Origin of the sequence: Sphingopyxis sp., from assembly GCF_035998905.1 — a bacterium.
In the GTDB taxonomy this organism is placed as follows: Bacteria; Pseudomonadota; Alphaproteobacteria; order Sphingomonadales; family Sphingomonadaceae; genus Sphingopyxis.
Map to the genome: position 1 here is coordinate 134,008 of NZ_DASYHG010000010.1, position 23,724 is coordinate 157,731.

Here is a 23,724-nt window from a genome sequence, read left to right on the forward strand (position 1 = left end):
CATCTTGCTGATCACCGCAACGCCTTTTTTATGGCTTGTTGCGCGGGATGTCCTTCTCATAGTGCGCGCTGACGAAGGCTATGGAAAAGAAATCGCAAGGAACATTGTCGCCGATCGCCTGGTAGAGACGATCCGCTTTTCGAAGGCAGCGCCCTTTTCGCGAGAGCCGCTCTATCTGACGATCGTGCTCGATCCATCTTGTTTCGTGATCGATGGGACGAGCTTCCGTCCGAGCAAGACGCCGGCCGAGACGGCTTCGCTTCGAGACAAAAAATTCCCGTCGCTTGAAGAAATTCTCTCCAATCATCGCTGGATCGCCGAGTGCGAAGTCCGGGATCTCGTTTTTCGCACGCAAATTTCGGACAACTTTTCGACGGGTGAATTAATCTCTTTGAACGGCTGCATTGCCGCGACGCCGCTCGCGAGATGGTGTGAAAACAAGGTTTCCGTAAGGATCGATAAGACGGGCGACATGACCTATCGTAAGGTTGCCGCTGACCTAGGACTAAAGGCGCGACAAGCTGGCGAACCTTATCGTGAATGCTATATGTTGCCCGAAGTTGTCGAAGGGTCTGAGCGATGACCCCCACCGGCCTCCTCGGCGGCAGCTTCAACCCCGCGCATGGCGGGCATCGCGCGATCAGTCTCAATGCGATCGAGGCGCTGGGATTGGGCGAACTGTGGTGGCTCGTCTCGCCAGGCAATCCGCTGAAGCCCAAGGCGGGCATGGCCTCGCTCCCCGCACGCCTCGGCTCGGCGCAGCGTACCGCGCGGCGGTCGCCGATCCGCGCGACCGCGATCGAGGCCGAACTGGGCACTCGCTACACGATCGACACGCTCAAGAAGCTCGTCCGCCGTTACCCGAACCGCCAGTTCATCTGGATCATGGGCGCCGACAATCTGGTCCAGTTGCCCCAGTGGCGCGACTGGCGGGGGATCGCGCGGTTGATGCCGATTGCGGTTATCGCGCGTCCGGGCTATAACGACCGTGCCCATGCAAGACGTGCGATGGGATGGCTGCGGCGATTTGTCCGGCCCGCAGACCAGAAGAAGCATTGGACAGACTGGAGACCGCCCGCCCTCGTGTTCCTGCGATTTTCGCCCGATGTGCGATCCGCAACTGCGATACGGCAGGCCAACCCCCGCTGGTTCGAACGCTATGAAGGCCGCGCCCTGCGCGACCCGATCACGCGTTCATGGCTGGTGGAACCGAACAGGAAAGGACGCATTTGATCTCCGCCACCCAGGGGGCCGCCTCCGGCGCCGCACCCGCCAATGACAGCGTGGAAGCGCTCCACGCGCTGATCCTCCACCAGCTGGACGAGGACCAGGCCCAGGAAACCATCTCCATCCCGCTTGCCGGCAAGAGCAGCATCGCCGACCATATGGTGATCGCGAGCGGCCGTTCGACGCGCCATGTCTCGGCCATCGCCGAAAAACTGGCGCAGCGGATCAAGCAGGAAGCGGGCCGCAGTGTTCGCGTCGAAGGGCTTCCCAACGCCGATTGGGTGCTGCTCGATGCCGGCGACGTCATCGTCCACCTGTTCCGTCCCGAGGTCCGTAGCTTCTACAACCTCGAGCGCATGTGGTCGTTCGGCGACGCGCCGCCCGTTACCGCAGCGAATTGACGTTTTTGTTCTGTTCGGCCTAGAGCCCGAACAGAAGCGGCACCAGCCCGCTCCCCCACCCGGCCTCCCATAGGCTACTATCGTCGGGGAGGCCGGGTGGGGGAGCGGGCTGGTGCCGCTTTCACCGAAGGTGAATGAAAACCTTATGTTGCTGCACATCATCGCGCGCGGGCGCATCGGACGCGGGCCCGAGGCCGAGCTGGTCGAGCGCTATATGAAGCGCGTGACCTGGGCGCAGAAGATTTCGGAACTTCCCGATACCGGCGGGCGCCTTCCCGCCGCGCAAGATAACAGCCGCACCATCCTGCTCGACGAGGGCGGCGACCAGATGTCGTCGCTCGAATTTGCGAAATTGCTCGAAAAATGGCGCGACGGGGGCGTGCGCGAAGCGCGCTTCTGCCTCGGCGCCGCCGACGGCTTTACCCCTGAGGAGCGCGAGGGCGCCGACAAGGTCATCGCTTTCGGCCGCGCGACCTGGCCGCACCTGATGGCGCGCGCGATGCTCGCCGAACAATTGTGGCGCGCGACAAGCATCGTCGCCGGCCACCCCTATCATCGCGAGGGCCGCCAGTGAGGCGCGCGTTCGTCACCCTCGCCATCGCGACGGCCTTTGCCGGCGGCGCGCTGGCGCTGGCGCAGAGCGACATATTCGATCCGCAGGCGATCGCCGCGCGCGAGCGCGCCCAGCTGGTCGACGCAAAGCAGCAGTCGGCGGCGGCGATGGCGCGCAGCGCGCTGCTCGAAAAACAGGCCGCCGCGGCGAGCAGCGAAGCCGACCGGCTGCAAAAGCGCAGCGCCGCGCTCGCCGCGCGCATCCAGTCGGCCGAGGCCGATATCAGCGCGGGCGAGGCCCGCGTCGCCCTCGTCAGTCGCCGCCTGTCGGCGCAGCGCGCGCAGCTCGCGCGCCAGCAGCAACCTTTGCTCGAACTCGCCGCCTCGCTCCAGCAACTGAGCCGCCAGCCACCGGTCAGCGTGCTCGCGCAGCCCGGATCGCTGTCCGACATGGTCCACGCACGCGCGGTGATCGACGCCGCGATGCCGGTGATCGAGCGCCGCACCGCCGGGGTCCGCCGCGAACTGGCCTTGCTCGACACGACGCGGCGCCAGCAGGCGCTGGCGCTGAAAGCGCTGTCGTCGAGCAAGGCGCAGCTCGCCGGGCGCCGCGACGCGCTGACGCGACTCGAAAATGAAGGCCGGCTGCGCTCGCGCGAGCTGATGAGCAGCGCGCAGTTAGAGGCCGACCGCGCGCTGGGACTCGGCGAAAAGGCGCGCGACATCGTCGAGCTGATGGACAGCCTCGAGGCCGACGGCGCGGTGCGCGCCGAACTCGCGCAGCTCGCAGGGCCCTTACCGCGCCCGCGCAATCCCCAAGGCAGCGTGACCGCCGCCACCGCACCGCCCGCCGCCGCCGAAGCCGAACTCGCGCGCGGCGCTTACCGCCTGCCCGTCGTCGGCCGCATCGTCGCGGGGCTCGGCGAGGTCAATGAAAGCGGCGTGCGATCGCGCGGCGTCACGATCGCGGCGCGTCCGGGCGGACAGGTCGTCGCGCCCGCGCCCGGCCGCGTCGGCTTCGCGGGCGACTATCGCGGCTATGGCAAGATCGTGATCATCGACCATGGCGGCGGCTGGGTCTCGCTGCTCACCGGAATGATCGCGCTGTCGGTCGGGGTCGGCGATACGCTCGATGCCGGCGCGCCGGTCGGCCGTGCGGGATCGGACGACAGCCGCATCACCGTCGAGCTGCGCCGCGCCGGGCATCCGGTCGATATCGTCGCGATGATCGGCTGATCCGGCGGTTAATCGCACATTATGGCGCCGTGCTCTATCGAGATGCCCCGCTTGACGCTCGCAGATTTGCGTAGGAGGATGGCGCGCCGGGGATTATAAGGCGCGCTTGCTCTCGCCTGAGTGAAAGATGCAGATGACCGACTCGACCAGAATCGCCCCTTCCCCGAAGCGCCGCTTTGCCTTGTGGCAGGGCGCAGCCGCGCTCTCGACGCTGGCGCTCGTCCCGCTTGCCACCGGTGCGATGGCGACCGTCGATTCGAAGACGCAGGAAGAAATTTCGCGCTTCATGGACGTCTATCTCGAAGTGAAATCGAACTATGTCGAACCCGTCGACGATTCGAAGCTGATCGAAGGCGCGATCAACGGCATGCTCGCCAGCCTCGACCCGCATTCGGGCTATCTCGACGCGCGCGGCTTTTCGAACCTGCGCACGCAGACCGATGGCGAATATGGCGGGCTCGGCCTGTCGGTCACGATGGAGGACGGTGTCGTCAAGGTAATCGCGCCGACCGCCGACACCCCGGCCGACAAGGCGGGGATCAAGGCGGGCGATTATATCACCCACATCAACAAGGAACTCATCTTCGGGATGACGCTCGACGAAGCCGTCGAACAGATGCGTGGGCGTCCCGGCACGAAGATCGACATCACCGTCGTGCGCGAAGGACAGGACAAGCCGATCGAGCTGTCGCTGACGCGCGAGATCATCGACCTGAAGCCCGTCAAATGGGAAGTGTCGGGCGACGTCGGCGTGCTGACGGTCACCAGCTTCTCCGCCGACGCGACGACCGACCTCAAGGCCGCGATGCTGGCGGTCGAAAAGTCGCTGGGCAAGAAACCGCGCGGCTGGATCCTCGACCTCCGCTCGAACCCCGGCGGGCTGCTCGACGAAGCCGTCGGGATCAGCGACCTGTTCCTCGAACGCGGCGAGATCGTCTCGCAGCGCGGCCGCAAGAAGGGTGATATCGAACGCTATTTCGCCGAACCCGGCGACCTTGCCGGCGGCGCGCCGGTCGTCGTGCTCATCGACTCGGGATCGGCCTCGGCCTCCGAAATCGTTGCGGGCGCGCTACAGGACCAGCACCGCGCGGTCGTGATGGGCGAACGCAGCTTCGGCAAGGGATCGGTGCAGACCGTCCTGCCGCTGACCGACACCACCGCGCTGCGCCTCACCACCGCGCGCTATTACACGCCGTCGGGCCGCAGCGTGCAGGAAGGCGGGATCGAGCCCGATATCCGTGTGCCGCAGCTTTCGGACCCCGATTATGCAGCGCGGCCGAAGTTCCGCGAGAGCGACCTGCGCCGTCACCTCGTCAACGAGAAGAAGGTCGACAACGGCCTGCTCGAAAAGGACGAAAAGGCCGACCCGCGCTTTACCGCGACCGCTGCCGACCTGAAGGCCAAGGGCATCGAGGACTTCCAGCTCCACTATGCGTTGCAGACGATCGGCCGCATCGGCCCGGTCGCACCGCGCATGGCGCAGGGCGGCAAGCCGCCGGCCAAGCCCGCCAAGCCCACCGCGCGCAACTGAGGACGCTTCGGCCATGCTGAATTCGCGGCTTTCCGCGCCCGTCGTCGCGTTTCTTGCGCCGTTGCTGCTCTATGGCGGCGCGCTCGTGTCGCAATATGGCTTTGGCCTGCACCCGTGCGAGATGTGTTACTGGCAGCGCTGGCCGCATCAGGCGGCGATCGTGCTCGCGCTGCTCGCGCTGCTGCTCCGCCGCAATGACAAGGCGATGCGCGCACTCACCCTGCTCGCCGCCATCGCTGTCGCGATCAGCGGTGCGATCGGCATCTTCCACGCCGGGGTCGAATATGGCTTCTGGGAGGGCATCACGACCTGCGCGACGGGCGGCGCCGGACCGGTGTCGCTCGATTCGATCATGAACGCGCCGCTGATCCGCTGTGACACCGCGCAATGGACGCTTTTCGGCATTTCGCTTGCAGGCTTCAACGCGATCTTCTCGCTTGGCGCCGCCGCACTTGTCTTGACCTTGCTTCGCCGGAAGACCACATCGGCGGTATGACGAACAAGCGCACCGCATCGATGATCCGCGTCGACCAGGCGGGCGAATATGGCGCCACGCGCATCTATGCCGGCCAACTCGCGGTGATGGGCGACCGCCATCCGATGGCGCGCGAGATCGCGCATATGGCCGAACAGGAAGAGCGCCACCGCAAATTCTTCGACGACATGATCGCGAAGCGCGGCGTGCGCCCGACCGCGCTCCAGCCCGTGTGGAAGGTCGCGGGTTTCGCGCTCGGCGCCGTCACCGCAGCGATGGGGCCGCGCGCCGCGATGGCGTGCACCGCCGCCGTCGAGACCGAGATCGACCGCCATTACCGGCACCAGCTCGACGAACTGGGCGACAGCGACCCCGAACTCAGCGCCGCGGTCGACGAGTTTCGCGCCGAGGAACTGGAGCACAAGGAAGCTGCACTGGCGGCAGGAGCCGAAAGCGCCCCCGGCTATCCCATCCTCAGCTTCGCGATCCGCGCCGGTTGCCGTGCAGCCATCGCGCTGTCCAAACGTATCTGATAGAATAGCCGTCGCCGTTCACGACGGGTGCAGACAGCGGCTGCCATGCCGCCTGAAACGACAAAGGATGATCGAGATGACCCGCCTCCCCCTGTTCGCGCTGATCCTCGCCGGCAGCGCCGCCGCCATGCCCGCCGCGGCGCAACAGTCGGTGGACGCCGACAAGATCAACCAGGTCATCGTCTATGGCAACGACAAGTGCGAACAGTCGAGCCCCGACGAAATCGTCGTCTGTAACCGCCTGCCCGAAACCGAACGCTATCGCGTCCCGCCGATGCTGCGCGGCAACCCGCTCGACGTGCGCAACGAAGCGTGGGCGAACAAGGTCGTCGCGCTCGAACGCGTCGGCCGTTTCGGCACCGACAGCTGCTCGCCGACGGGCCTTGGCGGCTTCACCGGCTGCACGCAGGCGCTCGTTGCCGGGGCGAAGGCCGAGCGCAAGGCCGCCGACAAGACCGACTGGCAGGCGATGATCGCCGACGAGCGCGCCAAGCGCATCGCGGGCATCGACGCCGCGGCAGATGAAGTCGAAGCCGCCGTCGTTGCCGAGGAAAAGGCGCTCGCCGAGCGCCAGAAGGCGGCCGAAGAGCTGGAACGTCAGGCCAGCGGACAGCCGCCCGCGCGCACGGCACCCGACGAAGCCGACGCCGCCGAACTGCCGGTTCCGCCGAAAAACTGAACCGGCGTTCCGCCGTGCGATCCCGTGGCGGGTGACGCGCCCCGTCAGTTCAGCAAATAGGTCTGCCAGAAGAGCAGCGACGACCAGAATGTGTAGTCCACATTCTCTTTCTTGCCCCACTGGTGCCCCTCGTTCGTCGCCACCAGGTGCCACGCGGTCCCGCCGCCCTTGCGTACCGCGGCGACGACCTGATCCGCCTCGGACGCGGGCACGCGCGGATCGTTCGCTCCGGTGACGACAAACAGCGGTTTCTGGATATCGGCGACGCGCGTGAGCGGCGAGATTTCCTTGAGCTTCCGGCGCTGCGCGGGATCGCGCTCGTCGCCATATTCGACGCGGCGCAGGTCGCGGCGATACTCCTGCGTATTCTCGAGGAAGGTCACGAAGTCGGAGATGGCGACGACGCACAGGTTCGCGCGCAGCTTGGCGGCGAAATGCGTCGCGGCGGCATAGCACATATAGCCGCCATAGCTGCGCCCGGTCAGGCCGAAGCGCGACGCGTCGAGCCGCGGATCCTTGGCGAGGGTGTCGAGGAACACGCCCATGTCCTTGACGCTGTCCTCGCGCTTGAACGGCCCGTTGTCGAGCCCGACGAAGCGCTTGCCGTAACCGGTCGAGCCGCGGACGTTCGGATAGAAATAGGCGACCCCCAGCTCGTTCACGACATAGTTGGTGCTGCCCAGATATTCGGGGCGCCACTGGCTTTCGGGCCCGCCGTGGACGTGCATGATCAGCGGCCGTTTGCCCGGAAATTTCGCCGGGTCGGGGCGATAGAGGAAGCCCGACATCGCGGTGCCGTCGAAGCTCTTGATGCTGACCAGCTCGGGTTCGACGTTGCGCGCGACATCGAGCCCGCCGGTCTCGCTCTTTGTCCAGCGCGTTACGGCAAGCGTTTCGGGGTCGATGCTGTACGCATCGGCTGCGCTCCGCGCCGAGGTGAAACCGATGCCGATCGCGCCCCACGGCGCGATGTCGATATGCCCGATGACCCCCGCGGGCAGCGCGTCGACCGTGCGCGCGCGGCCGCTCGCGATGTCGAGCACGCGCAGCCGGCTCACCCCCGCCTCGTTGACCGCATAAGCGATGAAGCGGCCGTCGCCCGAAATATCGAACGCCTCGACATCCCATTTTTCGGCCGGCCCGCGCGGGGTGAACTTGCCGGTCGCGGGATCGAGTGTGCCGAGGCGCTGGACGTCGCTGCCGTCGTCGCTCGCCACCCAGATCGCGCCGTCGGGCGCGAAGGACGCGCCGCTGAAGGCAATCTTCTTCGCATGATCGCCGATCGGCACCATCTTTCCGCTCGTAAGGTCGAGGCGGAACAGGTCGGTCTTTTCGACCGACGCCGAGCGCGTGACGAGAAGCCAGCTCTTGTCGGGCGCAAAGGCGGCGACCGACCAGCCATTGCTGTCCACTTGCCCGACCAGCCGCGCCGATGCGGGGTCGCGCGGGTCCATGGCATAGATATCATTGTCGCGGCCGTTACGGCGGGTCGAGGTGAAGGCGATCAGGCTGCCGTCCTTGCTCCACGCGTCGAACGAATTGCGGCTCTTGCCGTCGGTCAGCATCGTCAGCCGGCCGTCCTTCATCGCGAAGATCTGGTAAAATTCGCTGCCGCCGATGTCCTTTTCGACCAGCATCAGGTTGCCGGCGCCGGGCGACCAGCGCCCGTGCGAAACCGGTTCGGCCTCGAAGGTCAGCTGCTCGCGCGCGCCGAGCGGGTGCGCGACGCGGTGCAACTGCGCCGTATTGCCGAAACGCGTCGCGACGAGCATCGACCGGTCGGCGGGGTTCCAGCCGACGAAGGCTGCGGTGCGATATTCGAGATAGGGCCGGGTCGCCGCCGCCAGCGCCGCGGGGACCACGGGCACGCCGTCGGCGACAAGCGCGGCGGGTTTCGGTTCGACGGCAGACGCGTCTCCCTCGGCCGCCAGCGCGGGTGCAAATGGCAAGACAAGTGCGGCCAGAACGGCGAGATGACGCATGATGGATTTCCCCGGTTTCCTGAAATGGACGAATCTGGCCTAGACGCTACCGCCGTCCGCCCCGGAAGCAAGTCGACCAACCGCCCGTCCGCCTCGACGATTGACCGCAATTATGAGCCGGCAACGCGACGAATATCGCCGTTCTTGCAGCAATTTCGCGGCCTGACGCGATTTGGTTGCGAATCCACGCCGAGTTGAGTGCAAAAATTAACGAATCGCTGGCAACCTGTCTTGACTTGGGAATTTTTGGGGCAAAACGTGCGGTTCTGGGAATCGCCAGCCTAAGGGGGCTGTAACATGGCATCAGCATTCGGACCGCGCCTGTGGAGGCGCACGGCAGTCAGCGTGCCGCCGGCACGGAGTCTCGGCCGCCGAATGACCTGGCACGCCGCAACCGCCCTCCTCGCCTTTGCCGCCCTCCAGATCTGGCTCGTCATGGGCGCGGTCTCCGCCGGGGCACCGTCCGCACTCATCGTCGTCGCGCTGGTCATGCTGCTGGCGCTGGCGCTGCCGATCGCGCGGTCGACCGAACGCCGCTGGTATCATCTCAGCCGCCAGGCGCTCGCCAGCTGGGGCCTCCACGCGCGCTTCCGCCGCGATGTCCGCCGCCTGTGGGTCGCCGCGCTGACGCTGCCCTTTCTGTGGATCAGCGGCGCAGTCGCTGCATCGGACGCGATCGCGGCGATCATCCGCTAATCGGACTTAGATTTTGACGCTTTGCCGCGCGCCGTATAGGGCGCGGACATGCTGACCGTTTCCGAAGCCCTCGACCGCGCACAGATGCTGTGCGACGCCGCGACCAAGGCCGGCGCCGACGCCGCCGACGCGCTTTATTATTGCAACGCCGCGACCTCGGTCTCGATGCGGCTCGGCGCGCTCGAGGATGTCGAGCGGTCGGAGGGGCAGGACATTTCGCTCCGCGTCTTCGTCGGCCAGCGCAGCGCGAGCGTATCGACCGCCGACATGGACGCGGGCGAACTCGCGAAGCTGGTCGAACGCTGCGTCGCGATGGCGCGCGAAGCCCCCGAGGATCCGTACGCCGGCCTCGCCCCCGAAGAGCTGCTGTTCAAGGGCGCCATTCCCGACTTCGACCTCGACGACGCCAGCGAAGCCGATCCGCAGGCACTGCGCGAGGCCGCGCTGGCGGCCGAGGAAGCCGCGCGCGCGATCGACGGCGTCACCAACAGCGAAGGCGGCAGCGCGAGCCACAGCCGCACGCGCTTCGCGCTCGCGACCAGTCACGGCTTTGCCGGCGGTTACGGGTCGAGCGGCCACAGCCTGTCGGCCAGCGTCATCGCCGGCGAAGGCGCCGCGATGCAGCGCGACTATGGCTGGCACAGCGCGCACCATCTGACAGACCTCGAAAGCGCCGCCGACATCGGCCACCGCGCCGGCACGCGAGCGGTCGCGCGGCTGAACCCCGGCAAGGCACCGAACGGAAAGCTGCCCGTGCTGCTCGACCCGCGCGTCAGCGGCGGCATCGTCGGCCATCTGCTCGGCGCGATCGCCGGCCCCGCGATCGCGCGCGGGACCAGCTTCCTGCTCGGCAAGGAAGATCAGATGCTCTTCGACAGCAGCATCGTCATCCGCGACGAACCCCACCGCCCGCGCGGCCTGCGCAGCCGCGCCTTCGACGGCGAAGGACTGCCCACCGCGGCGCGCAATCTGGTCGAGGGCGGCAAGATCACCGGCTGGCTGCTCGACACCGCCTCGGCGAAGCAGCTCGGCCTGACGCCGACCGGCCATGCGAGCCGCGGCGGCGGTGCTTCGGGGGTGGGTGCGAGCAACCTGAACCTTGCGCCGGGCAGCGTGACGCCCGCCGCGCTGATGGAGGGCATCGCCGACGGGATCTATGTCACCGAGCTGATCGGCCATGGCGTCAATCCGGTGACGGGCGACTACAGCCGCGGCGCATCGGGTTTCCTGATCAAGGACGGCGCGCTTGCCGGGCCGATCGCCGAATTCACGATCGCGGGCAATCTGATCGACATGTTCGCCGCGCTGGTCCCCGCAAACGACCTCGAATTCCGGCACGCCACCAACGCGCCGACCTTGCGCATCGACGGCATGACCGTCGCGTCGAGCTAAAGGCCGGACGCCGATGCCGGGCCGTAACCTCGAAGCCGTGATCGCCGCGACGCGTGAGGTCGGCGACATGGCGATGGCGCGCTGGCGCGGCGAGGGGCGGCCGGTCGATGTCTGGCACAAATCGCACGACAATCCGGTCAGCGACGTCGACCTCGCGGTCGATGCGCGCCTGAAAGCGGTGCTCGGCGCGATGGTCCCCGAGGCCGGGTGGCTGTCCGAAGAGACCGCCGACAATGAAGACCGCCTGTCGTGCCGCGCGATGTGGTGCGTCGACCCGATCGACGGCACGCGCGATTTCATCCGTGGGCGCCCCGGCTGGTGCGTATCGGTCGCGCTCGTCGTCGACGGCACCCCCGAGCTCGGAGTGCTCTACGCCCCCGCGCTCGACGAATTGTGGGTCGCGCAAAAGGGCAAGGGTGCGACGCTCAACGGCGAGAGCCTGCGCGCCAGCCGGCGGATGATCTTCGACGGGTCGCGCGTCCCCGCCGACAGCCTGCCCAAGATCGACCGCGACCTGATCATGGTGACCAAGCCGAACAGCATCGCGCTGCGCATGGCGCTCGTCGCCGACGACCGCGCCGACCTCGTCGCGACGCTGCGCTGGGGCTTCGAGTGGGACGTCGCCGCGGCGGCGCTGATCGCGAGCGAGGCCGGCGCGACCGTCACCGATGCCTTCGGCGAGCCACTCAGGTTCAACACACCGCGCGCGCAAGCCTTTGGCGTCATCGCCTGCGCCCCCGGAATCCACCGGGCCGTCGTCGCCCGCTTGCACGACCGTGCGGTGGCCCTTACATCGCAGCCATAGCCGCCGGTTCCGACAAGCAATCCACCGCAGTTCGCTTGACTTTCAGGGCGACTCACCCTAACTGCGCGAGCATTCCGACAGCCTGACCGGACGGCGAAGCGTCTTCGTGCGCATCGTGGTCCGTTTTTTGCGTTGGAAAATCAGACGCTTTGAGATGGGGCCGATTGCCACCGGCCCTGTGGAGCAGGAGAAAGTACCCCATGGCACGTATCGCGGGCGTCAATTTGCCCACCAACAAGCGCGTAATCATCGCGCTCACCTACATCCACGGCATCGGTCGCAAGACTGCAGTCGACATCGCCGACAAGCTGGGCATCGACCACACGCGTCGCGTTCAGGACCTTTCGGACGCCGAAATCCTGCAGATCCGCGAAACGCTCGACGCCGACCACACGGTCGAGGGTGACCTTCGCCGCACCACGGCGATGAACATCAAGCGCCTGATGGACCTCGCCTGCTATCGCGGCCTGCGTCATCGCAAGGGCCTTCCGGTCCGCGGTCAGCGCACGCACACCAATGCGCGCACCCGCAAGGGCAAGGCCAAGCCGATCGCCGGCAAGAAGAAGTAAGGTCGAGCGCGTCCTTCCGGGCGCGCTTCCTTGTTTCTTTCCCCTGCCGGGGCAGCGGCGAACCGCCCGCCACCGGCCATTCAGGATTAGGTTAGGAATATATCATGGCTCGTGAACCGCAGCGTCTTCGTCGGCGCGAACGCAAGAACATCTCGTCGGGCGTCGCCCACGTCAACGCGACCTTCAACAACACGATGATCACCATCACCGACGCACAGGGCAACGCCATTGCCTGGTCGAGCGCCGGCATGATGGGCTTCAAGGGAAGCCGCAAGTCGACCCCTTATGCGGCGCAGGTTTGCGCCGAAGACGCCGGCAAGAAGGCCGCCGAACATGGCGTCCGCACGCTGGAAGTCGAAGTCAAGGGTCCCGGCGCCGGTCGTGAATCGGCCCTCCGCGCCCTGCAGGCGGTCGGTTTCCACATCACGTCGATCCGCGACGTGACGCCGATCCCGCACAATGGCGTCCGCCCGGCCAAGCGCCGCCGCGTCTGACGTCTCTTCGGGCGCGCCCCGCCGGGGCGCCGCCCGCATAAAATCCTCGCTGGACGCGGCAGTCGACCCCTGCCCGTCCCGCCCAAAGCAAAGGGAAGTCTATGACTGTCAATATCCGGAACTGGCAGGAATTGAAGAAGCCCAGCAACCTGGAAATCAAGGCTGGCAGCGACGGCAAGCGCAAGGCGACCTTCGTCGCCGAACCGCTCGAGCGCGGCTTCGGCCTGACGCTTGGCAACGCGCTGCGCCGCGTGCTGCTCTCGTCGCTCCAGGGTGCGGCTATCACGTCGATCAAGATCGAGAACGTCCTGCACGAATTCTCGAGCCTTGCCGGCGTGCGTGAAGACGTCACCGATATCGTCCTCAACGTGAAGCAGATCGCTCTCAAGATGGAAGGCGAAGGCCCGAAGCGGCTCCAGCTTTCGGCGACCGGTCCCGCAACCGTGAAGGCCGGCGACATCATGGTGTCGGGCGACATCAAGGTGATGAACCCGAACCACGTCATCTGCCACCTCGACGACGGCGCGACGCTGAACATGGAACTCGTTGCCGACACCGGCAAGGGTTATGTCCCCGCGACCGCCAACCGCCCCGTCGACGCGCCGATCGGCCTGATCCCGGTCGACTCGCTTTACTCGCCCGTGCGCCAGGTCGCCTACAAGGTCGACAATGCCCGCATCGGCCAGGAACTGGACTATGACAAGCTGAACCTGACCGTCGAAACCGACGGCACGGTGACCCCGGAAGACGCCGTCGCTTACGCCGCGCGCATCCTCCAGGACCAGCTCCAGGTCTTCGTCCACTTCGAAGAAGCGATGAACGACAGCGGCCTCATCGGCATGGCGGCTTCGCCGACCACCGCCGATGAATCGGACGTCAACCAGCTCAACCGCTTCCTTCTCAAGAAGGTCGACGAGCTCGAACTGTCGGTCCGTTCGGCGAACTGCCTCAAGAACGACAACATCATCTATATCGGTGACCTCGTTCAGAAGACCGAAGCCGAAATGCTCCGCACGCCGAACTTCGGCCGCAAGTCCCTGAACGAAATCAAGGAAGTGCTGTCGTCGATGGGCCTGCGCCTCGGCATGGACATCCCCGGCTGGCCGCCGGAAAACATCGAGGAAATGGCCAAGAAGCTCGAACAGGAACTTCTCGGCTGACCTTGCGCCCCGGCTTCGGCCGGGGCTCACAACGGGAAGGGGTCGGCCCGCACATCGACCTGGCTTGGGGTACCTTGAACGGCCCCTCTGACAAACGAAGGAATGGATTATGCGTCATAAATCGGGTGGCCGGAAGCTGCAGCGCACGAGCGCGCACCGCACGGCAATGTTCCGCAACATGTCGGCCTCGCTCATCAAGCATGAGCAGATCACGACGACCGTCGCCAAGGCGAAGGAACTGCGTCCCTACATCGAAAAGCTCGTCACGCTCGCCAAGCGCGGTGGCCTTGCCAACCGTCGCCTCGCGATGAGCCGCCTGATGGACGACACGCAGCTCGTGAAGCTGTTCGACGTCCTTGCCGAACGCTACAAGGACCGCAACGGCGGCTACACGCGCGTCATCAAGGCCGGCATCCGCGCCTCGGACGCGGCGCCGATCGCGATCATCGAATTCGTCGACCGCGACGTCGACGCCAAGGGCCAGGATTCGGGCCCCGTCGAACAATATGACGAGGCACTGGAAGAAGCATAAGCTTCACTGCCTTGCACACAGATCAGGGGCGGCGTCCGAAGGGACTGCCGCCCTTTTTCATGCGCGGCGCGGGCCGTCTTCGCGGTGGTAAAGTTCAGGAAATTGCTAAGCCTTCGCTGGGAAGATCGAGGCTGGCTCGAAAGGCGTCATTTTCCTCTGCATTCCGGCCGAGAGCTCGTTGGTAAAGCAAAGCCAATTGTGCCCGATAGTTTGGACGAGTGGCCCAGACCTGCAGATCGCATCGAATAAGACTGGATAGGACGTCGCCCGGATAATAGCCTCCATCGAACAGCGGGTCATTTTCGAGCTTCGGCCAAACAAGGTCGAGGATGTAAGGAAACCCATCTCGTTGCGTCACGAGCCGGCCGATTTCATCATCTGACAACTCGCACAGCGGCTTTTTCCAAGACCTAATGACCCATGCTGCCAGCGGCGTCTCCGCAGCTTCAGGATCACCAACATGGAGGCCGGTAAGATCTTCCAGCGTTTTGGATGGATCGAAGGGTTTCATAGCGCGCACCGTTCAGCAAATTTTCCGGACGTCCGCAACCGGTCGAAACCAGCCATTCACCAACACACCCTCGCCCCAACCCGCGCAAAAGAAAACCGGCGCGGATCGCTCCGCGCCGGGTTCCCTCGGTTAGCTCGTCAGAAAGGACGCGGCGTCAGGCGACGCGGCGCACCTCATTGCCTTCGTCGTCGATGTCGCGAAGGACATAACCGCGGCCCCAGACCGTCTCGATGTAATTTTCGCCGCCGCAGGCGAGCGCGAGTTTCTTGCGCAGCTTGCAGATGAAGACGTCGATGATCTTCAGTTCGGGCTCGTCCATGCCGCCATAGAGGTGGTTCAGGAACATTTCCTTGGTGAGCGTCGTACCCTTGCGCAGGCTGAGCAGCTCGAGCATCTGATATTCCTTGCCGGTCAGGTGCACGCGCGTCGTATCGACCTCGACCGTCTTGGTGTCGAGATTGACCGCCAGCTTGCCCGTCTTGATGACGCTCTGGCTGTGGCCCTTCGACCGGCGGACGACCGCATGGATGCGCGCGACCAGTTCGTCGCGGTGGAACGGCTTGGTGACATAATCGTCGGCGCCGAAGCCGAACGAACGCACCTTCGAATCCATTTCCGAAATGCCCGACAGGATCAGCACCGGCGTCTGCACCTTGGCGGTGCGGAGCTTCTTCAGCACGTCATAGCCGTGCATGTCGGGCAGGTTCAGGTCGAGCAGGATGATGTCGTAATCATAGAGCTTACCCAGGTCCAAGCCTTCCTCACCGAGATCGGTGGTGTAGACATTGAAGCCCTCGGTCGTGAGCATCGTGTCGATCGCTTTCGCGGTCGTCGGCTCGTCCTCGATCAGCAGTACGCGCATTGGGCACCCCTTGACTGTTTCCCACGATAATCCCGCGAACCGGCCGCATGACCATCAAGGATGTCACCGACCAACCCCCGTTGCAGGACTGCCGGAACATTAACCATGAAACCAATGAAGGGAAAAGGTTAATTTTGACTTAACCCGCGGAAATCCACGAGTCGCGGCCTATTTGCAACAGTGCCGCAGCGGCGCCCTATCCTTTATGCAGCGCCAGATATTGCTCGTGCGCGCCGGTACACGAGATTTTCAGCGTGTCGACGAGATGATCCGAAAGCGCCTTCACGCGCGCCGGGCGCAGCCGCGACGGCGGCGACAGCAGGTGCAGATGCGCCTGCGGCATCGACCAGTCGGTGAGGATCGGGACCACCGCCCCCGACGCCAGCTCGTCGGCGGCGATAAAGTCGGGGAGCACCGCGATGCCGCCCCCCGCCGCGACCAGCGGCACCGCGATGTCCCCATTGTTCGCGAACAGCGGCCCCGTCGGCAGCACCGTCACCTCTTCGCCCTTGCGATGGAAATGCAGCGGCATCGCACGCTGGCGATGGCCGTAACCGATCAGCCGGTGCCCCGACAGTTCGAGCGGATGTTTGGGGGTGCCGTGCTTTTCCAGATAGGCGGGGCTGGCGATCACCGACGCGGCGACCGGCGCGATCGTCCGCGCGAGCAGGCTCGAATCCGCCAGCGGCGCGATACGCAGCGTCAGGTCGATCCCCTCGGCCACCGGGTCGTTGCGCGCATCGCTCAGCAGTACCTCGATCTCGACCGCCGGATGGCGTTCGAGGAACACCGCCAGCGGCGGGCCGAGCACCTTGATCCCGAAGCTCATCGGCGCGGCAAGGCGGATCGGCCCCGCGAGGTCGACCCGGTCGCCGCGCGCCGCCTCGGTCGCCGCGGTCGCCGCCGCGACCATCGCGCGCGCCTCGTCGAGCAGGCCCGCGCCGGCGGTCGACACCGTCACGACACGCGAGCTGCGGTGGAGCAAGGTGATGCCGAGCGATGCCTCGAGCCGCGTCACCGCTTTCGACACGCTCGCTTTCGACAGGCCGAGCGACGCCGCCGCGGCGGTAAAGCTGCCGCCCTCCGCCACGGCGACGAAACAGGCCCAGCCTTCATAATCGGGAAGCGCCACGCAATAGCTCCTGATTGGAAACGATGGTTTTCCATCTACGCTATTTTCGAAACGATCCAAGAGCCTATTTTGACCTCAACAAGTTCACACCGGCCTGGCCGATGTGCGCAACGATCGAGAAGATACGAAAGGAACAGCCATGATCGACATTCGCAAATTCGACACGCTGGGCCACGCCAACCATGGTTGGCTCGATGCCCGCCACCATTTCTCCTTCGCCAACTATTATGACGAAGGCCGCATGGGCTGGGGCGCGCTCCGCGTCTGGAACGACGACGCCATTGCGGCGCAGGCGGGTTTCCCCCCGCACCCGCACCGCGACATGGAAATCATCACCTATGTCCGCACCGGCGCGATCACGCACCGCGACAGCATGGGCAACACCGGCCGCACCGCAGCGGGCGACGTGCAGGTGATGAGCGCGGGCACCGGCGTGACGCACAGCGAGTTCAACCTCGAGGATGAGGAAACGACGCTGTTCCAGATCTGGATCATGCCCGACCGCGACGGCGGCAATCCCGGTTGGGGCGCACGCCAGTTTCCCAAGGCCGACCGGTCGGGCCAGTTCGTGACGCTGGCGAGCGGAATCGAGGGTGACGAAGCCCTGCCGATCCGCGCCAACGCCCGCGTCGCCGCGGCAACGGTGAACGCCGGTGAAAGCGTCTCCTACGACCTCGAAGCCGGACGCCACGCTTACCTCGTCGCCGCCAAGGGCCGCATCCGTGTCAACGGCAAGGACGCCGACCCCCGCGACGGCATCGCGCTCCGCGATGTCGGCACGATCGAGGTCGAAGCCGTCGATGACGCCGAACTGGTGCTCGTCGACAGTCTCTGACGAGCCCCCGGGCCGCCGCCCTCCCCCTCCCCCCGGCGGCGGCCCACCCCTTTTCGAAATCGAAGGAACCGCAAGATGAGCCAGATTCTCCGTATCGACGCCAGCGCCCGCAATACCGGCTCGACCACACGCCTGCTCGCCGACCAGCTCGAAGGCCGCCTTGTCGAGCAAAGCTACGGTGCCACCGTCACCCGCCGCGACCTCAATGTGACGCCGCCTGCCTTCCTGACCGAAAGCTGGGTCGGCGCGAATTTCACCGACGAGGCCGAACGCAGCGACGAACAGAAGGCGCTGCTCGCCGGTTCGGAGGAATTGATCGCCGAGATCGAAGCCGCCGACACGATCATCATCACCGCGCCCATCTATAATTTCGCGATCCCCGCGACGCTGAAGGCATGGGTCGACCAGGTGGCGCGGGCGCGCCGCACCTTCCGCTACACCGAAGCCGGCCCCGAAGGCCTGCTCAAGGGCAAGCGCGCCTATATCGTCTTCGCCTCGGGCGGCGTGCCGCTCGGCAGCCAGGTCGATTTCGCGAGCGGTTATCTCAAACATGTGCTCGGCTTCATCGGCATCACCGACGTCACTATCGTCGCCGCCGACGGTCACCAGATGGACGGCGATGCGATCGCGCGTGCCACGACGGCGATCGAAGGACTGAAGCAGGCCGCCTGACCCCCTCGGGCCGCCGCCTCCCTCCCCCTCCCCCGGCGGCGGCCCTCCCCCCTATTCCCGGTTCAATCCACGAAAGGAGAGTTACGATGGCAAAGGTTCTGGTGCTCTATTATTCGAGCTATGGTCATATCGAACAGATGGCCGACGCGGTCGCCGAGGGCGCGCGCGCCGCGGGCGCCGAAGTCGACATCCGCCGCGTTGCCGAAACCGCGCCACAGGCGGTCGTCGAGGCCGCCGGGTTCAAGACCGACACCGCGCACCCGCTGCTCAGTGACCCCAACGAGCTCGCAAATTATGACGCGATCGTCGTCGGCACGCCGACGCGCTTCGGCCGCATGGCGAGCCAGATGGCGAGCTTCTGGGACACGGCCGGCGGCGTCTGGGCGCAGGGCAAGCTCAATGGCAAGGTCGGCGCTGCCTTCACCTCGACCGGATCGCAGCATGGCGGCCAGGAAACGACGCTCTTCTCGGTCCTGACCAACCTCATTCACTTCGGCATGACGATCGTCGGGCTCGACTATGGCTTTGCCGGCCAGATGGGCGTCGACGAGGTCAAGGGTGGCGCCCCCTATGGCGCGACGACGATCGCCGGCGCCGACGGATCGCGCCAGCCGGGCGAAGCCGACCTTGGCGGTGCCCGCTATCTCGGCGAACGCGTCGCGCGCACCGCTGCCAAGCTGATTGCCTGAACCAATGCGCCGTCTCCCGAGCCTTTTCCTTTCGCACGGCTCGCCCATGATGGCGCTCGAGCCCAGCCCGGCGCGGACCTTCCTCGCCGGGCTGGGTGCCCAACTGCCGCGCCCGCGCGCGATCCTCGTCGTGTCGGCGCATCATGACGCCGCCTTCGAAGGCGGGCGGGCGACGGTGACCGCGTCGCTCGCGCCGCCGACGATCCACGATTTCGGCGGCTTTCCCGATGAGCTGTTCGCGATGCGCTATCCGGCGCCCGGCGATCCGGTGCTCGCAAACCGCGTCGTCGAGCTGCTTGCGGGCCATGGCCTTGACGTTACCGCCGATGCGACCCGCGGCCTCGACCATGGCGCATGGGTGCCGCTGTCGCTGATCTACGCAGAGGCCGATATCCCCGTCCTCCAGCTCTCGATCGCGTCGAACGCCTCGCCCGAATGGCATTATGCACTCGGGCAGGCGCTCGCGCCGCTGCGCGACGAAGGCGTGCTGGTCATCGGATCGGGCAGCATCACGCATAACCTTCGCGCCTATTTCACGACGCGCCCGCCGATCGACGCGCCCGCTCCCGCGTGGGTGAGCGATTTCACCGACTGGATCGCCGAGCGCATGGCCGCGGGCGCGACCGGCGATATCCTCCAGAGCGTCGAACGCGCGCCGCACGGCCGCGACAATCATCCGACCGCCGATCACATATTGCCGCTGTTCGTCGCGATGGGCGCGGGCGGCACGCCGCTCAACGCCGAGCGCCTGCACGCAAGCACGACCTATGCCGTGCTCGCGATGGACGTTTACGCTTTCGACTGAGACGCGCGCGCCCTATAGCGCCGCCATGCTCCTTTCAGATCGTGTCCTTTTCCTCGACGGCGAGGCCCTTGTCATCAACAAGCCCGCCGGCCTTCCGGTCGACGCCCCGCGCGACGGCAGCCTCAGCCTCGAAAACCATCTCGACCTGCTGCGCTTCGGCTTCAAGCGCTGGCCGCTTCCCGTCCACCGGCTCGACCGCGACACCTCGGGCTGCCTGCTCCTCGCGCGCAATCCCAAGGCGCACGGCCGCTTCACCCGCGCGTTCGAAAGCCGCGAGGTCGAAAAGCAGTATCTCGCGATCGTCGAGGGCGTGCCCGACGGCGACGGCGGGACGATCGACCTGCCGCTCGCCAAGGTGTCGACCGCCGAAGAGGGCTGGCGCATGGTCGGCGATCCCAAAGGCAAGCCCTCGGTCTCGCACTGGGAGAAGCTCGCGGTCGTCGAAGGCCGCAGCCTGCTCCGCTTCCGTCCCGAAACCGGCCGCACCCACCAGCTGCGCGTCCACGCACTCGAAGGCCTCGGCTTCGCGCTGGTCGGCGATCCCGTCTACGGCCGCGGCGGTACGAAAACGCGCACGCTCCTTCATGCCGAAAGGCTGGTCGTAAAACGTGACGTCAAGCCGTCGATAATTGCCGAAGCGCCCTTCCCCGATGCCTTCGTCGCGCTTGGCTTCGAAGCGCCGGAGGGCGCGGCCCCGACGCGTGGCTGATATCCCCGAAAGCGCGATCAGCGAGAAGTTTCTCGCGGGGTCGGGTCCGGGCGGCCAGAATGTCAACAAGGTCGCAACCGCGTGCCAGCTTCGCGTCGATGTTTTTGCTCTGGGGCTCGCGCCCGACGCCTATCGCCGCCTCCAGACGCTGGCGGGAAGCAGGATGACCGCCGCGGGCGAACTCGTCATCCTCGCGCGCAGTTTTCGTACGCAGGAAGCGAACCGCGCCGACGCGCGCGCGCGGCTGAACGAGCTGGTCGACGCAGCGCTGGTGCGCCCCGAACGCCGCATCAAGACCAAGCCGAGCAAGGCGGCCAAGGCCCGCCGCGTCGACAGCAAGAAAGCGCGCAGCACGGTCAAGGCCGGCCGCGGACGCGTGCGCGGCACAGAGTAAACGGCATTTTTACAATCTTCGCCTAGGGCTATCCGCAACCAGCAAGCGGAGCCGTAAATGACTGAAATTCTTCGATCGGTCCTGATGGGGCTCGGCTGCCTCAGTATCCTCGGATTCGTCGGTTGCAGCATGATGGGGGCCGGCGTGATCGTCGCGGCCGACCGCGCCGCCGACGAAATCCGCGCCGACAACGCCCGCGACAATGGCGAAAAATCGCCCTGGGACAAATAGTCTCCGCCATTCCGCCCGATTGACAGCCGCTACGCGCATCGCGACCGTGGCGCGATGACCAGCCTTTATCGTCTCGACGCTGCCGCGGGCACGATCGCTGCAGCTTTCGACGCCGAAGCGGGCGATGATCCGTGGACCGGCGACTATGTCGCGCCGGGCCGCCCCGCGCCGGTCATCGTCAGCGACGGGCGCTCCGGGTCACGGCGTTTCCTGCGCCCCCGGCTGTGGGGCGTGCCCCCACCCCCGCAGGGCGACCGGCCGGTTACCGCGGTCCGCAACCTCGAAAGCCCTTTCTGGATCGGCACGCTGCGCCATGCCGAACTGCGCTGCCTCGTCCCCGTGACCGCCTTTTCCTATTGGTCAGGCGCCGCCGGGGCGCGGCGCCAGCACTGGTTCTCGGTACCGTCGCAGCGCGTCTTCGCCTTCGCCGGCATCCTCCGGCAGGGCGAAGACTGGCCATGCTTTGCCATCGTCACCACCGAACCGAACCGGCTGGTCGCGCATCATCAGCCGAAGGTCATGCCGGTGATCCTGCATCCCGGGGATCATGCCACCTGGCTCGGCGGCGAATGGCGCGCCGCGGTCGCGCTCGCGACCCCCTTTCCAAGCCAGTCGATGGCGGTCGGCGAGGCTCCGCCGGTATAGGCGAATTTCACCATATTGCTTCACTTTGAGGTAACCAGTGAAACCCTAAAAGCGGCCGATCAAGCAACAAGCATCGGGACCAAATCCGTGTCGGGGAATCGCAGCATCGAAGCCAGGAAGGCGCCAACGTCGGCGCGCCGTGCCGAACGCGCGCCGGTCAAGGCGCGCGCGCGCTACCGCGAACCCGGGCTGAACCCCTTCGACGTCGAACTGTTCGACCTGTCGTCGACCGGCTTTCGCATGGTGACCTTTTTCCGGCCGCAGCTCGGCAAGCATATCTGGGTGAACCTGCCCGGGCTTCAGCCGCTCGAGGCGATCGTGCGCCGGGCCGACGGCAATGATTATGGCTGCGAGTTCGTCTATCCGCTCCACCCGTCGGTGGCGGCGCACCTACAGACAAAGCTGCGCTGACTGCCGCGGGGGCTAGCCCGCGGGCTTCTCCGATTTCTTCAGGATATGCTTCCATTCGGCGGGCGTCACGCGCCCGACCGACAGCCGCGACTGGCGGATCAGGTCCATGTCGGCGAGCGCCGGGTCGGCCTTGATCGCCGCGAGCGTCACCGGGTGCTTGAGCGCGCGCACCGGGGCGACGCGCACGATGACCCAGGGCGAGCCCTTTTCGGCGGTCGGATCGGGCGAGGCTGTCTCGGTGATCGTCATGATCCCCACGCATTCCTTGCCGATATTGCTGTGATAGAAGAGCGCTTCGTCGCCGACCTTCATCGCCATCAGGTTCAGTTTCGCGGTGTGGTTGCGCACCCCGTCCCACATCCCCGTGCCGTCCTTGACGAGCTGGTCCCACGCATAGGCGTCGGGTTCGGATTTCATCAGCCAATATTGCTTTGCCATGGCCGGGGGCTTAGCCGAGCGGCGCGCGGGACGAAACCGCCTTTTTCCCTTTTACCGCAGCCGCACAGCGCCTAAATCGCGACTCATGACGCGCCTCCAACGGGCGCCGCCCCTTATCAGATGGACCTATCTTTCATGACCGCTGCCGTTCCCGTCATTTCCATGTCGCTTCCCGCCGACCAGTTCGCAAAGGGCTTCGGGGCGTCGTTCGAACGCTTCGGCTTCGCGATGATCACCGACCATGGCATCGACCCCGCGCTGATCGACGAAGCCTGGGACAAGGCGAAGGCGTTCTTCGCGCTGCCCGAAGAAACCAAGCGCGCCTATCATATCGCGGGCGGCGGCGGCGCGCGCGGCTATACGCCGTTCGGGACCGAGATCGCCAAGGGCGCGAAGGAAGTCGACCTCAAGGAATTCTGGCACGTCGGCCGCGACCTGCCCGCCGGCCACCGCCTCGCCGCGCAGCAGCCGAACAATGTCTGGCCCGCCGAAGTCGATGGCTTCCGCACCGCTTACGACAAGCTCTTCGCCGAATTCGATCGCGTCGGCGGGCGCCTTCTCTCGGGTATTGCGCGCTACCTCGGCCTTGCGCCCGACTTCTTCGACGACACCGTCGCCGACGGCAACAGCGTGATGCGCCTGCTCCACTATCCGCCGGTCGAAGCGCCCGCCAAGGGCATCCGCGCCGAGGCGCATGAGGATATCAACACGATCACGCTGCTGCTCGGCGCCGAAGAGGCCGGCCTCGAAATCCTCGACAAGGACGGGAGTTGGCTTCCGGTGTCGCCCCCGCCGGGCGCGATGGCGGTCAATGTCGGCGACATGCTCCAGCGGCTGACGAACAACAAGCTGCCTTCGACGACGCACCGCGTGCGCAACCCCGACGAAGGCCGCGCGAGCGTCGCGCGCTATTCGATGCCCTTCTTCCTGCACTTCCGCTCGGACTATCCGATCGAGACGCTCGAAAGCTGCGTCGACGCGTCGCACCCCAACCTCTACCCGACGCCGATCACCGCGGACGACTATCTGCAGGAACGGCTGCGCGAGATCGGCCTGAAGAAATAGGGCCGGGCGGGAGCGCAACGACGGTAGCCATCGTTCGTCCGCTCTCTTCGTCATCCCGGAC

General features: G+C 66.1%; 31 protein-coding genes. 26 read left to right on the top strand and 5 right to left on the bottom strand.

The genetic code is table 11. The features are described from left to right. Positions 1-4: 4 nt before the first annotated feature. The 9 genes from VGN62_RS04550 to VGN62_RS04590 all read left to right on the top strand — a co-directional run bounded on the left by VGN62_RS04550 (position 5) and on the right by VGN62_RS04590 (position 6,634). Positions 5-583, top strand: coding sequence for a hypothetical protein (locus VGN62_RS04550; RefSeq protein WP_327451556.1), 579 nt, complete (start codon positions 5-7; stop codon positions 581-583). Continuing rightward, positions 580-1,233: a nicotinate-nucleotide adenylyltransferase gene (locus tag VGN62_RS04555; protein WP_327451557.1), complete on the top strand. Its 654-nt coding sequence runs from the start codon at positions 580-582 to the stop codon at positions 1,231-1,233. Before VGN62_RS04550 ends, VGN62_RS04555 begins: the two co-directional genes overlap by 4 nt. Further along, positions 1,197-1,628, top strand: a complete 432-nt coding sequence (gene rsfS, locus VGN62_RS04560; RefSeq protein WP_414713245.1) for a ribosome silencing factor — start codon at positions 1,197-1,199, stop codon at positions 1,626-1,628. Before VGN62_RS04555 ends, rsfS begins: the two co-directional genes overlap by 37 nt. A gap of 145 nt (positions 1,629-1,773) precedes the next feature. Then, positions 1,774-2,202 (top strand): 23S rRNA (pseudouridine(1915)-N(3))-methyltransferase RlmH, encoded by a 429-nt coding sequence (locus VGN62_RS04565; protein WP_327451559.1) that lies wholly within the window; start codon positions 1,774-1,776, stop codon positions 2,200-2,202. Then, positions 2,199-3,416 carry a murein hydrolase activator EnvC family protein gene (locus VGN62_RS04570; RefSeq protein WP_327451560.1) on the top strand — a complete coding sequence of 406 codons (1,218 nt, stop codon included), beginning with the start codon at positions 2,199-2,201 and terminating at the stop codon, positions 3,414-3,416. Before VGN62_RS04565 ends, VGN62_RS04570 begins: the two co-directional genes overlap by 4 nt. Before the next feature lie 133 nt (positions 3,417-3,549). Further along, complete coding sequence (locus VGN62_RS04575) at positions 3,550-4,947, top strand: S41 family peptidase (protein ID WP_327451561.1); 1,398 nt, start codon at positions 3,550-3,552, stop codon at positions 4,945-4,947. A gap of 13 nt (positions 4,948-4,960) precedes the next feature. Continuing rightward, positions 4,961-5,443 (top strand): disulfide bond formation protein B, encoded by a 483-nt coding sequence (locus VGN62_RS04580; protein WP_327451562.1) that lies wholly within the window; start codon positions 4,961-4,963, stop codon positions 5,441-5,443. After that, positions 5,440-5,955, top strand: coding sequence for a demethoxyubiquinone hydroxylase family protein (locus tag VGN62_RS04585; RefSeq protein ID WP_327451563.1), 516 nt, complete (start codon positions 5,440-5,442; stop codon positions 5,953-5,955). Before VGN62_RS04580 ends, VGN62_RS04585 begins: the two co-directional genes overlap by 4 nt. Positions 5,956-6,031: 76 nt before the next feature. Then, positions 6,032-6,634 carry a hypothetical protein gene (locus VGN62_RS04590; RefSeq protein ID WP_327451564.1) on the top strand — a complete coding sequence of 201 codons (603 nt, stop codon included), beginning with the start codon at positions 6,032-6,034 and terminating at the stop codon, positions 6,632-6,634. A 44-nt stretch (positions 6,635-6,678) separates the two neighbouring features. On the opposite strand, the gene VGN62_RS04595 is transcribed toward VGN62_RS04590, so the two are convergent. Continuing rightward, positions 6,679-8,616 (bottom strand): S9 family peptidase, encoded by a 1,938-nt coding sequence (locus tag VGN62_RS04595; RefSeq protein ID WP_327451565.1) that lies wholly within the window; start codon positions 8,614-8,616, stop codon positions 6,679-6,681. A 297-nt stretch (positions 8,617-8,913) separates the two neighbouring features. On the opposite strand from VGN62_RS04595, the gene VGN62_RS04600 reads away from it, so the two are divergent. The 7 genes from VGN62_RS04600 (at position 8,914) to rplQ (ending at position 14,264) form a co-directional block, all read left to right on the top strand. After that, positions 8,914-9,312: a hypothetical protein gene (locus tag VGN62_RS04600; RefSeq protein ID WP_327451566.1), complete on the top strand. Its 399-nt coding sequence runs from the start codon at positions 8,914-8,916 to the stop codon at positions 9,310-9,312. A gap of 48 nt (positions 9,313-9,360) precedes the next feature. After that, a complete protein-coding gene (locus tag VGN62_RS04605) occupies positions 9,361-10,704 on the top strand; it encodes a TldD/PmbA family protein (protein WP_327451567.1) in 1,344 nt (447 codons plus the stop codon). Positions 10,705-10,717: 13 nt separating this feature from the next. After that, entirely contained in the window at positions 10,718-11,509 is a 792-nt protein-coding gene (locus VGN62_RS04610; protein WP_327451568.1) for a 3'(2'),5'-bisphosphate nucleotidase CysQ, read from the top strand. Positions 11,510-11,709: 200 nt separating this feature from the next. After that, complete coding sequence (rpsM, locus tag VGN62_RS04615; protein WP_077031818.1) at positions 11,710-12,078, top strand: 30S ribosomal protein S13; 369 nt, start codon at positions 11,710-11,712, stop codon at positions 12,076-12,078. Between the two features lie 104 nt (positions 12,079-12,182). Further along, positions 12,183-12,572, top strand: coding sequence for a 30S ribosomal protein S11 (rpsK, locus tag VGN62_RS04620; protein ID WP_003040416.1), 390 nt, complete (start codon positions 12,183-12,185; stop codon positions 12,570-12,572). Positions 12,573-12,673: 101 nt separating this feature from the next. Beyond that, positions 12,674-13,732, top strand: a complete 1,059-nt coding sequence (locus VGN62_RS04625) for a DNA-directed RNA polymerase subunit alpha (RefSeq protein ID WP_058803170.1) — start codon at positions 12,674-12,676, stop codon at positions 13,730-13,732. Between the two features lie 109 nt (positions 13,733-13,841). After that, complete coding sequence (rplQ, locus tag VGN62_RS04630) at positions 13,842-14,264, top strand: 50S ribosomal protein L17 (RefSeq protein ID WP_327451569.1); 423 nt, start codon at positions 13,842-13,844, stop codon at positions 14,262-14,264. A gap of 94 nt (positions 14,265-14,358) precedes the next feature. On the opposite strand, the gene VGN62_RS04635 is transcribed toward rplQ, so the two are convergent. The 3 genes from VGN62_RS04635 to VGN62_RS04645 form a co-directional block, all read right to left on the bottom strand. Further along, entirely contained in the window at positions 14,359-14,775 is a 417-nt protein-coding gene (locus VGN62_RS04635) for a contact-dependent growth inhibition system immunity protein (protein WP_327451570.1), read from the bottom strand. A gap of 154 nt (positions 14,776-14,929) precedes the next feature. Further along, on the bottom strand, positions 14,930-15,637 hold the full coding sequence (gene ctrA / locus VGN62_RS04640; protein WP_058804653.1) for a response regulator transcription factor CtrA: 708 nt from the start codon (positions 15,635-15,637) through the stop codon (positions 14,930-14,932). 196 nt (positions 15,638-15,833) lie between these two features. Next, complete coding sequence (locus VGN62_RS04645) at positions 15,834-16,769, bottom strand: LysR family transcriptional regulator (RefSeq protein WP_327451571.1); 936 nt, start codon at positions 16,767-16,769, stop codon at positions 15,834-15,836. 139 nt (positions 16,770-16,908) lie between these two features. Here VGN62_RS04645 and VGN62_RS04650 point away from each other — a divergent pair, with 139 nt between their 5' ends. The 9 genes from VGN62_RS04650 (at position 16,909) to VGN62_RS04690 (ending at position 22,160) form a co-directional block, all read left to right on the top strand. Then, a complete protein-coding gene (locus VGN62_RS04650) occupies positions 16,909-17,604 on the top strand; it encodes a pirin family protein (RefSeq protein ID WP_327451572.1) in 696 nt (231 codons plus the stop codon). Between the two features lie 75 nt (positions 17,605-17,679). Continuing rightward, entirely contained in the window at positions 17,680-18,276 is a 597-nt protein-coding gene (locus VGN62_RS04655) for an FMN-dependent NADH-azoreductase (protein WP_327451573.1), read from the top strand. An 86-nt stretch (positions 18,277-18,362) separates the two neighbouring features. Further along, positions 18,363-18,965 carry an NAD(P)H:quinone oxidoreductase gene (gene wrbA / locus VGN62_RS04660; RefSeq protein ID WP_327451574.1) on the top strand — a complete coding sequence of 201 codons (603 nt, stop codon included), beginning with the start codon at positions 18,363-18,365 and terminating at the stop codon, positions 18,963-18,965. Positions 18,966-19,011: 46 nt separating this feature from the next. After that, the gene (locus VGN62_RS04665; RefSeq protein ID WP_414713246.1) at positions 19,012-19,770 is read left to right on the top strand and encodes a DODA-type extradiol aromatic ring-opening family dioxygenase; all 759 of its coding nucleotides are present in this window, start codon (positions 19,012-19,014) and stop codon (positions 19,768-19,770) included. A 25-nt stretch (positions 19,771-19,795) separates the two neighbouring features. Further along, positions 19,796-20,479 (top strand): RNA pseudouridine synthase, encoded by a 684-nt coding sequence (locus tag VGN62_RS04670; protein ID WP_327451576.1) that lies wholly within the window; start codon positions 19,796-19,798, stop codon positions 20,477-20,479. Next, positions 20,472-20,873 (top strand): alternative ribosome rescue aminoacyl-tRNA hydrolase ArfB, encoded by a 402-nt coding sequence (gene arfB / locus VGN62_RS04675; protein WP_327451577.1) that lies wholly within the window; start codon positions 20,472-20,474, stop codon positions 20,871-20,873. Before VGN62_RS04670 ends, arfB begins: the two co-directional genes overlap by 8 nt. 57 nt (positions 20,874-20,930) lie before the next feature. Then, the gene (locus tag VGN62_RS04680; RefSeq protein ID WP_327451578.1) at positions 20,931-21,104 is read left to right on the top strand and encodes a hypothetical protein; all 174 of its coding nucleotides are present in this window, start codon (positions 20,931-20,933) and stop codon (positions 21,102-21,104) included. A 54-nt stretch (positions 21,105-21,158) separates the two neighbouring features. After that, positions 21,159-21,749, top strand: a complete 591-nt coding sequence (locus tag VGN62_RS04685) for an SOS response-associated peptidase family protein (RefSeq protein ID WP_327451579.1) — start codon at positions 21,159-21,161, stop codon at positions 21,747-21,749. Positions 21,750-21,836: 87 nt separating this feature from the next. Further along, positions 21,837-22,160 carry a PilZ domain-containing protein gene (locus VGN62_RS04690; protein WP_327451580.1) on the top strand — a complete coding sequence of 108 codons (324 nt, stop codon included), beginning with the start codon at positions 21,837-21,839 and terminating at the stop codon, positions 22,158-22,160. Positions 22,161-22,172: 12 nt separating this feature from the next. On the opposite strand, the gene VGN62_RS04695 is transcribed toward VGN62_RS04690, so the two are convergent. Beyond that, positions 22,173-22,598 (bottom strand): EVE domain-containing protein, encoded by a 426-nt coding sequence (locus tag VGN62_RS04695; protein ID WP_327451581.1) that lies wholly within the window; start codon positions 22,596-22,598, stop codon positions 22,173-22,175. Between the two features lie 135 nt (positions 22,599-22,733). Here VGN62_RS04695 and VGN62_RS04700 point away from each other — a divergent pair, with 135 nt between their 5' ends. Continuing rightward, entirely contained in the window at positions 22,734-23,663 is a 930-nt protein-coding gene (locus tag VGN62_RS04700; RefSeq protein ID WP_327451582.1) for an isopenicillin N synthase family dioxygenase, read from the top strand. Positions 23,664-23,724 lie beyond the last annotated feature (61 nt).